Below are 10,034 nucleotides of genomic sequence, written 5' to 3' on the forward strand. Positions count from 1 at the left end.
CCTCATTCCATATAGCTTTCCGCTAAACAATACCAATATGGAAACGAGATCTTCAACTATTTCTTGTTCTGGTGTTTTGTCCTCATTGTCTAACACTACTATTTCGCAGTTGTGTGCTTTGCATACTTCCTCAATTATCTCGAAATTGAACCTTACTAGCCTGTCTGGATAAGCAACAACAACTTTTAATACCTCGTTATTCAGTGTCATCCTCAACAACTTAAGGAATCCCTTCCTCTTCACGTTTAACCCAGATCCAACGTCTGTTATTACTTGGTCGTAATCCTTAACTTTCTCCTCAAGGTATTTTACTTGGTTTACTAAGTCATCTTTTTGTGTGTTTGATGATACCCTAGCGTATAGTATTACTTTCCTCTTCCTTACTATACCCATTAACTTCTCAACATCCTCTTCCTTGAACCTCCACTTTCCACTTTCTAATATTACTGGTTTTATGTACCCTTTCTTAACATAGCTCTGTAACGTACGGTATGATATTCCTAGGCGTTGGCATACTTCCTTAGGCCTCAGCATCGCTCAGTACCATAATTGAATTCACATACAAAGTATATAAACTTCACGGTTTATCGGAAACTGTTGACGACGGCTATTTTACTCAAGAAATACGAGATGAACTATGAAGAATATAGATAAGGGAGCAGAATCTTGCTCTTTCTTGTTCTGAAGGGCTAGATTTCTTAAAGTCTCAAGGGTTAATTTTATTTAATGGAAGCTATTTTTATTCTTTCCTTAGGTATTCGAAAGTAAAATCATTTCAACTCCTTATACTTAAATTTAACCTAGAGGATGCATTTCAACTCTCCTTATTTTTAATTTGGTAGGAATAGAGTCTTACTTCACTTTTCAGTAAAACATATCCCATTTGACTGCTATATTATCTAATCATTTAGAACAACACTTAAAGACATCATTACTTTAAAAGACAAAGTTTGAGGTCTATTTTATCATCCAAACCGATATAATTCTTAAGATCTAAGGGAACTGCTTTTCTAAGTGTGGAGAAGGATTTGCTCTCAATAAACATCTTTACCTTTTCTTAACTTTTAAAAATAGAATATATTAAACTATGAAAAATACGCTAAATTAATAGAATCATTGGTTAAATTGTTAAAGCAAATATATGCATATATCCCATTATTTAAGTTAGCAGTGAAATTTCTATCAAATAAATATTCGTTTTCCAATAAAAATTCTCCATTGCTTTTTATTAAATTAAAGAAAATATTTTGATTACAATTAGTATCGTAAGTAATTCCATCGATGAATTTATAAATGATACTCTGATTAGTATTTAATTTAGAATAATAGACTTCTGGGTTATAATTATCATTAGAAGTGAAGTATAAATAATTATTTATATTAGCAAATATAATGGGATTCAATATAAATGGGGATACATTTATTGGATGCAAAGTTAAATAATATGTTAACTCATTTACATTTTTCAAGGTAAAACCAGGTATAGAATTATAATATTGGATTAAATAGGGGAAATAAACAAGATACGAATTGTAATATTGTGCCTGAAAAATCTGAACATTATTGTTTAAGACCCTTGATACATTTCCTAGATTAGTATTAAATAATACTTCAGGATATTGGAAATGTATGGCTGAAATTGCTTTGTATAAACTATATGCAATACTAGGACTTTCATTTGCAAATAATAATTTATACTCTATATAATTGTCGTAAGGCAGTAAAAAATATGATTTTTCATAATTATATTTGTAGATTTTTTCCAATTTAAGAGATATGTTTATATTAAATGATTGAGAAGATCCTATATTAGAGTAATAAAAAACGAGAGGGCCAGATGTAATGCTATATCCACTTATTTTTCCTGAACCAACATATGTAGCCTGATTGTTATTTCCGTTAATTAGAGTATTAGTATAATTTAAAGTGCCACTATAATTATTAATGTTACCATACAAAGATAATATAGGGGCATTATTAGCAATTATAGGCATTAAAAATACTGAGGCAGTAAAGGTAATATATCCTTTAACAAGCCCGTTAATGAGATAAAATGCAGTATCATTAGAATAAAAATATAAATATATAACACAATCTTGACTACTATAATAAGCTCCTGCATACATGTCTATCTTTGTATCATTTATATAATAAAGAAATACCACACCATTATTATTAATATCTATTTGATTTCCATTAATATTGAATATAATATTCAAATTGCTGTTGATGTTACCGTTTACACTAATGTTTAATTGATCTGTTGTGTTGATATAATAGTATTTCGTTTTTGGTGGATTAAAAGATATAAAATAGGAATCATTATATAGTACGTCATATTTCTGGCTATAAGTTTTTTTCAAAGATGTATTATTTATTAAAAATTTACAAGAAAAATAATTAAGACTGGGGTTTATTGATGTTTTATTAAGGTTCGGATCATAATAAGGATTATATGTTAAAATTGCACCATAACTAGTAATTAAAGATACAGTAACATTCTGAGTACAATTGTAATCTTTCACTAAAGGAATAACTATATACCTTATACTCGAGTTAATTGTTCTTATTATTCCTTGGTTTCCTAAAGTAACAACTATATAAGATAAACTCAATGAATAATCGCTGGTAACTAATAAATATAGGCCACTACTATTATAAATCATGCTCATCAATGGAGGATTATATGTTTCAAAAACTCTTTTTTGATATGTGCCTATAATTTGAGATGACTCTTTAATTTCATTCAGGTAGAAGCTATAAAGAGTTGTTGCAGATACTAAAACTATAGTTATAACTATAATGCTTCCAACCATTTCACTTAGATTCCTTTTCAATTTGTACACCTAATATTTTAGGTAAATTTTAAAAAGAGACAGACCCTAAAAAACTATATTTATGCGGGACTAATTAATTTTTGCCAAGAAAAAAGGATTATTTCCGTATAAAAATACTATCTAAGTATAAATCAAAATTAATATAAAAACTATAGATGCATATAATTATAGGGATAAAATTGGATAGAGTGCTATATATAATAGAAAACAATGGATATAGCATTAAAGATCTAGATAATTTAAAAGAAAAACTAAACAATTTAGGGTGTGCCCATACAATAAGGGTTTCTATTACTCATTTAGAAATTGTAGCATTTTGTAAAGATTCAAAAACGTTAAGAGACAAAATTACAAAGTCTATTGGATCAAGAATATTAGATATTTTTATTGGAGAACCCGAAGTCAAAAATGGTAAAGAATTATCTGATTTTATTTCATTTCTTGATAATGAACTCTTTTGGCTTGCACATACATTTATGGAAAATCCTTGGAAATCTTACAACGACAAAAAGCTGCAATCGCTTGTTTTATATGCTGGAGCATTAGCTAAAGCCCAAGAAGGAGATAAAAAAGCTGCAATTAACTTAATTCAAATGGCTAAAGATCTTGGAGGAGATGAACTTATAGATATGGATTGTGCAATAAAACAAATAGATTTGATTTTCCAAAATCAAAGAACTTCTGCATCAAGATGCCTTAATGTTGAACAAATAACAAACCATATGAGGCCAAAAACATGAAAATAGGCCTAATAGTAAACCCTATAGCAGGAATGGGTGGAAAGGTAGGTCTAAAAGGTACTGACGGGAATTTATATGAAAAAGCAATAGCTTTAGGAGCAACCCCGATATCTGCTAATAGAACAATAGAATTTCTAAATAGTATACATCTATATGATAAGTTTACTTTTCTTGTACCTAATGGCGTTATGGGAGAATATGTAATAAGGCAAAGTAAGATAAAAAATTATTTAATTATTAATTGTGCACATGATAATTTTAGCACTAATAAATTTGATACTATTAATTGTGCAAAATTAATTAGCGGCCAAGTTGATGTTTTGGTATTTTCAGGAGGCGATGGAACCGCAAGAGACATTTATGACGCAATAAAAGAGTCAATACCAGTTATTGGAATACCCTCTGGAGTCAAAATGTACAGCGCTATTTTTGCTAAGAGCCCAAAAGATGCCGCTATAACCCTTGAAGATTATTATTATAAAAACGCAGATATAAAATTAAAAGAAATCCTCGATATTGATGAGGACGAATATCGAAAAAACAAATTATCAATAAGGCTATATGGTTATATGAAATCTTTTTCGGCTGAAGGAATGATTTCATCAGGTAAACAAGCCTTTTTCAGTATTGATGAGGACGAAATAGAAGGAATATCAAATTATCTTAAAGAACTAATAAACCCTGAGTTTATTTATATAGTGGGTCCTGGTTCTACGACTTATTACGTTTTTAAAAAAATTGGAATAGAAAAAACATTATTGGGAGTAGATATTATTAAAAACAATAAAATTATTAAAAGTGATGCGAATGAAAAAGATATTTTAATCTCATTAAGTAATGAAAGGTCTAAGATAATAGTAACTCCTATAGGTGGGCAAGGCTTTTTATTTGGGAGAGGAAATCAACAAATAAGCTCAGAAGTTATCAGGCTTGTTGGAAAAGAAAACATTATAGTCATATCAACTAAATCTAAAATTTCATCACTCAAGTATCTTTTAGTCGATACAGGAGATCCAAAAGTTAATGAAATGCTTAAAGGATATATAAAAATCATTATTGGTTATAGACAAGAAAAAATAATGAAGATAGTTTAACTTGCTTTATTTTTTGGCAAAAATAATAAGCATTCTACTTCTCTTCCATTTTCTAGTTCAATTAGTTCTGGTGTCTCGTATTGATATAATTTTAATACTACATGCCCATTCTCTTGGACAATATCTTTTATAGACAATAATGGCTTATAGTTCTCTTTTTCTATGTTTATTATTTCCTTTAATTTGTTAATATCAACATTATTTGCAATTAATTCTAACTCATTTTTAATTTCTACATTAGCATTAGTAAATTCTGTAAAATATTTAGTATCAATTAAATAATCTAATGTTGGTTTAACTTCATCAGCTGTCCAACCACATGTTGGCAAAGCTACGGGACATCTCGGATGGAACCTGCATCCTTTTGGTGGGTTGATTAAATTAGGTGGATCGCCTTTTAATATAATCCTTGCCTTAATTCTCTTTATTTGCGGGACTGCAGATATCAATGCTTGAGTATATGGATGTTCTGGATACTTAATAATATCGTTTTTAGAACCTTTTTCCATAATTTTACCCGCATACATAACAAAGACCCTATCTGCCATATAGGAAACGACAGATATATTGTGAGTTATTAATAACATGGATATATTATACTTTTCTCTTAATTCTTTGAGAAGTTCCAAAATTTCTGCCTGTATAGACACATCTAAAGCGCTGGTAGGTTCATCAAGTATAACTAATTTAGGATTTGTTGCTATTCCTCTAGCCAATGCGACTCTCTGTCTTTGTCCTCCACTTAACTCATGAGGATATCTATAACTAAACTCTCTTGGCAATTGAACTTCGTCTAATAACTCTAATACTCTTTTTTTAGCTTCGTTACCCTTTAAATAACCAGTTTCTATAATTGGCTCAGCAATTATATCTTCTATTTTTAACCTTGGATTTAATGATGAATATGGATCCTGAAATACTATTCCAACATTTCTTCTAAATTTCTTCAACTCATTTCCATGCAATTTAGTAATAGAATATTTATCAACAATTTTTTTAATTGCGTTATCATCTTTGTTTTTTAACGCTATATCGAATTCATCTAATTCTTTATCAGGTATATTATAAAGAATTTCTCCTGAAGTTGGTTCTATAAGTCTAATCAAAAGTCTACCAAGAGTTGATTTCCCTGAACCGCTTTCTCCAACTAAGCCAACTATTTCTCCTTCTTTTATCTCAATATTAACATCTTCCACTGCTCTAATCTTAGCGTTTTTTACCCCTTTAACATCAAAAAATTTGCTTAAGTTTCTAGCTGCTATTATCATGATTTACCACCTTCATACAGAAAACATGAAACATAATGATCTTCACCAACTTTTATTAAATCGGGCCTTTTTTCTGCACATATTGGCATAGCATAAGGACATCTATCCCTAAACATACAGCCTTTTGGAGGATTCCTCATATCAGGAACTTCTCCCTTTATACCCTTTAGTTCGTGAGCCTCAATAGTTGGTATTGCTTCCATTAGCATTTGAGTATAAGGATGCTTTGGTTGATCAAATATCGCATCTTTGTTGCCAACTTCAACAACTTGGCCTGCATACATTATTGCAATTCTATCAGATACTTCTGCCAAAACTGACAAGTCATGAGATATAAACATATATGATGAATTTATGCTCTCTTTTAATTCTTTTATTAGCTCAAGAATTTGTGCTTGAATTGTTACATCTAAAGCGCTAGTAGGTTCATCAAGTATAACTAATTGAGGACTATTAATCATAGCAGTAGCTATAACTATCCTCTGTCTTTGTCCCCCACTTAACTCATGAGGATACATATATACCATTTTATCAGAATTAGGAATTCCTAACAGACCTAAAAATTCTGATGCTTTCTTATAACCTTCTTTAATTAATTCTCTTTTAATAATCCTTCCAAATATTGGTATTTTTGAGAAATTAGGTAATTTATTTTCTTTCTCAATTGTTTCTAAATAATTTTTAACAAAAGAGTTTATTGGTTCACAGCATAGCTTTTCTATCATTTGCTCTTTTTTCAAATCATGCAAATCCTTCCTTTTCCATATAGCTAATATTTGATCTTCCAAACCCATAATATTTTTCTCTTTTAAATATTCCCTAAATTTCTCATTAGGTCCGTTCTCCTTTAATATTTTTACTAAAGCCTTTGTATCTTCTTTTTTAGCTCTTGACCTTGATAATCTTCTGCTTGCTAATAGACCCGGACTATGGTATAATAAAACTTCAGCAATTTGATACCCAACTTGAAGTAATGGATTTAATGTTGTCATAGGTTCTTGAAATACCATAGAAATTTCTTGACCTCTTATTTTAGACATTTCATTGTTAACCTTTTTTAATACATCTGCATTTTTAGATGGCTTGAATTTTTTAGTGTTTTTATAATAATCTTTTAATGGCTTTAAATAATCCCTTCCATTTATTAATATTCTACCATCAACGACTGCAGCATTTCTAGGAATTAAACCCATAATTGCTCTTCCTAATGTACTTTTCCCACAACCACTTTCTCCTGCTATTCCTAAGACTTCTCCCTTCCTTATTTCCAGATTAACTCCATTTAATGCTTTATAAACTCCTCTCCTAGTATAATAATGTAAGTGAAAGTTCTCGACCTTAACTATAGGAGCTAAATTGCTTTTTAATTGATCAGATTCCACTATAGCTCACTCCTCCTCCTGGGATCGATAACGTCCCTAAACCCATCACCCATAAGATTTACTGCCAATGCAAATAAAACTATAAATAAACCAGGTATTATCATAGCCCAAGGGGCAGTTTGAATGTAGTTATATCCTAAGCTAGTTAAATATCCTAATTCAGGTAAGTTAGCTGCAGGCAAGAAACCTATAAACGCTAACGCTGATATAGTAAGCATTATAGTGCCTAAATCCAATGAGATTTGAACAAATACCGGAGGCAATGAATTAGGAAGAATGTGTTTAAACATTATCTTCAAGTTAGTAGTTCCAGCAGCTCTTGCCGCCTCTATAAAAGTTAATTCCTTTGTTTCCAAAGTAATACTCCTTGCATACCTTGCATATAATGGCCACCAAACTAATATTAGAGCTATCATCATACTTTGTAAAGTTCTACCCAAAACATAACCTATAGCTATTGCCAACACTAAATAAGGTATACTGAATACTATATCAGTTACTCTCATTAAAACCTCATCAATCCATCCACCAAAATAAGTTGCTATTATCCCTACTACCAATCCTATAATTGCACCAGGTATAACTATTTCGAGGGATAACCAAAAGTCAAGTCTTATAGATTTTATAATAGCATTTAATAAATCTACTCCAGGATAAGTAGTTCCAAAAGGATGCTTAAATGAAGGTGGTTGTGGTATTGGATTTGCATAATTTGGTGTTAATTGATAAGGATGCTTAAATGGTAAAATTTGAGGGAAAAATTGTAATATTAAAGCATCAAAGAAATAGAATAGAAAAATTATTAACCCAGCAACAGCGGATTTATTTGAAAAAAATACCTGCAAAGAAAGCTTTAATTCTCTGAAGCGATCGGGTTTAGCATTACTTTTACTCATCTTTCATTACTCACCTCAATATCTTATTCTTGGATCAATCTTAGCGTAGATTAAATCTAGCGCTAAACTAGTTACAACTAATATTATTCCAAATAACAATGTACCGCCCATAATTCCTCCCATATCATTATTTATCATGGCATCTGTTAACCACATTCCTATACCAGGATAGGAAAAAACATCTTCAATTACAACAACTCCGCCTAAAAGACCTGCTACCAAATATCCAAAGTTTGTTATTACTGGAAGCAATGCATTATTTTTTGCGTGCAAATTTATCACAACTTTTTCTGGAACACCTTTGGCTCTGGCAAAGTTAACAAAATCTTGATCTAGAGTTTCAAGCATTGTACCTCTCATTAACCTTACAAGGGCTGCCATAACTCCTAATGCTAATGTTACAGATGGCATTATTAGATGTAAGAATGCATTTCCAGCAACAACAAGATTACCATGTATTAATGCATCTATTAATAATATATGGGTCGGATATGATATACCATTGCGATACCATGAAAGATCTGCAACTAAACTTGGATTAACAGTTCCATTTATTGGCAATATTTTTAACCATACTGCAAAAATTATTATAAGTATTATTCCTATTAAATACCATGGCATTGCATAAAATGTAAGACTACCAACTCTAATAACATTATCAGAAGGTTTGTCTCTATTAACTGCTGTGTGTACCCCTAATGGAATTGAGATTAACCATATTAATATAGCAGCAAATATAGTAAGCATTAAAGTATTTGGAAAGAATAATTCTATTGCCTGTGTAACTGGCCCACTAAATATTGGGGTGTTTGTTATTCCCCATTTACCTTGAAATATTTGTGCTAACCAATAAAAGTATTGTATATAAATTGGGTCATTAAAATGGAATTTTTGATCTAGTTCAGCTATTATTTGCTGTCTTGCAGCACCTGTTAACCTTGGGCTAAGATACATAGCTAGAAGCTTATTAGTGCCTCCAATGTGTATCAGAACAAATACTATTACAGTCAATCCTAGCAATGTAGGTATAAACAGTAACACTCTTCTTAAAGCGTACTGCCAGAGCTTTATAATTCATCCCCTCCGCTATTACAAACTAACTCTAGAGTTTAAAAAGAAATTGAAAAGAAAAAAAGTTATCATTTAGATTTAAAAAGTTTTATTTATATTGGTATTTATCCTTTAACCCACCAGTAATATAATGAATCTGCTGCCCCTCCGATCATTGGGTTTTCTTCATAGCTTATTTGATTATTAAATCCATGCATATATGGCTTTATTATCCAATACGCATTTGGCATTTGAGTGTATACATATAGATAGAGATTGATTGCTATTTGTTCTGCTTGTTTATAGTATTGTTGAGCTGCAGTTGTATTACCTGATTCAGCTGCATTGTCTGCCATTAATATTAAATTATTTAATTCATTATATTGTTGTGATTCATTTGCATATAGTTGTGATAAAAATGTATTTCCTTGTGAAGCGTAGTATTTACTCAAATTCTCAAAATAATTAGAATTAAAGCCATTTACTGATGGATAAGTTGATGTGTTTAGATACATTGCATTAACAAAGTCGCTTGCTAATGGATAGTCAGCCAGCCAACCCAAATAGTAAATTGGCATGGGATTTTGCCCAGGTATTTGATAAGAAATCATGGTTGAAAATGGTACATATAAGGGTTGTGCATGTATATTCGGATCCATTTCATTTAATAATGATGCCCACATAGCAGCTGCTGTGAAATCAACAGTATCACCGCTTGATACTATTATTGGGAAGTTAACTGTTATATTGTAAAAACCTGATTCTTC

The 10,034-nt window shown here is 30.6% G+C and carries 8 protein-coding genes and 1 pseudogene; 2 read left to right on the forward strand and 7 right to left on the reverse strand.

The features are described 5' to 3' along the window. Both ACP5GV_RS07600 and ACP5GV_RS07605 read right to left on the reverse strand, forming a co-directional pair. On the reverse strand, window positions 1-534 hold a 534-nt coding region (locus ACP5GV_RS07600; protein WP_428103133.1), incomplete at its 3' end, for an IS607 family transposase. Between the two features lie 551 nt (window positions 535-1,085). Next, window positions 1,086-2,837, reverse strand: a complete 1,752-nt coding sequence (locus ACP5GV_RS07605) for a hypothetical protein (protein WP_428103136.1) — start codon at window positions 2,835-2,837, stop codon at window positions 1,086-1,088. A 188-nt stretch (window positions 2,838-3,025) separates the two neighbouring features. Between ACP5GV_RS07605 and ACP5GV_RS07610 the strand changes: the two genes are divergently transcribed. Together ACP5GV_RS07610 and ACP5GV_RS07615 are read left to right on the forward strand one after the other, a co-directional pair. Beyond that, window positions 3,026-3,577: a DUF309 domain-containing protein gene (locus ACP5GV_RS07610; protein WP_428090643.1), complete on the forward strand. Its 552-nt coding sequence runs from the start codon at window positions 3,026-3,028 to the stop codon at window positions 3,575-3,577. Continuing rightward, complete coding sequence (locus tag ACP5GV_RS07615; RefSeq protein WP_428069480.1) at window positions 3,574-4,671, forward strand: ATP-NAD kinase family protein; 1,098 nt, start codon at window positions 3,574-3,576, stop codon at window positions 4,669-4,671. Before ACP5GV_RS07610 ends, ACP5GV_RS07615 begins: the two co-directional genes overlap by 4 nt. Here the strand turns inward: ACP5GV_RS07615 and ACP5GV_RS07620 are convergent. The 5 genes and pseudogenes from ACP5GV_RS07620 to ACP5GV_RS07640 all read right to left on the reverse strand — a co-directional run. Next, window positions 4,668-5,939 (reverse strand): ABC transporter ATP-binding protein, encoded by a 1,272-nt coding sequence (locus tag ACP5GV_RS07620; RefSeq protein WP_428069482.1) that lies wholly within the window; start codon window positions 5,937-5,939, stop codon window positions 4,668-4,670. The two genes, ACP5GV_RS07615 and ACP5GV_RS07620, sit on opposite strands and share 4 nt — an antisense overlap. After that, window positions 5,936-7,321: an ABC transporter ATP-binding protein gene (locus ACP5GV_RS07625; protein WP_428103138.1), complete on the reverse strand. Its 1,386-nt coding sequence runs from the start codon at window positions 7,319-7,321 to the stop codon at window positions 5,936-5,938. The genes ACP5GV_RS07620 and ACP5GV_RS07625 overlap by 4 nt, the downstream gene beginning before the upstream one ends. Beyond that, window positions 7,321-8,217 (reverse strand): ABC transporter permease, encoded by an 897-nt coding sequence (locus ACP5GV_RS07630; protein WP_428103140.1) that lies wholly within the window; start codon window positions 8,215-8,217, stop codon window positions 7,321-7,323. Before ACP5GV_RS07630 ends, ACP5GV_RS07625 begins: the two co-directional genes overlap by 1 nt. Before the next feature lie 15 nt (window positions 8,218-8,232). Further along, window positions 8,233-9,237: an ABC transporter permease gene (locus ACP5GV_RS07635; protein WP_428103143.1), complete on the reverse strand. Its 1,005-nt coding sequence runs from the start codon at window positions 9,235-9,237 to the stop codon at window positions 8,233-8,235. A gap of 155 nt (window positions 9,238-9,392) precedes the next feature. Beyond that, a pseudogene (locus ACP5GV_RS07640) lies at window positions 9,393-10,034 on the reverse strand (ABC transporter substrate-binding protein); the annotation flags it as partial.

The organism is Caldisphaera sp. (assembly GCF_049974385.1).
In the GTDB taxonomy this organism is placed as follows: Archaea; Thermoproteota; Thermoprotei_A; order Sulfolobales; family Acidilobaceae; genus Caldisphaera.

What these genes read in the sequence shown, in the direction of transcription:
- ACP5GV_RS07615 (WP_428069480.1), top strand. Translation starts at nt 3,574, where the DNA reads ATGAAAATAGGCCTAATAGTAAACCCTATAGCAGGAATGGGTGGAAAG.
- ACP5GV_RS07620 (WP_428069482.1), bottom strand. Translation starts at nt 5,939, where the DNA reads ATGATAATAGCAGCTAGAAACTTAAGCAAATTTTTTGATGTTAAAGGG.
- ACP5GV_RS07630 (WP_428103140.1), bottom strand. Translation starts at nt 8,217, where the DNA reads ATGAGTAAAAGTAATGCTAAACCCGATCGCTTCAGAGAATTAAAGCTT.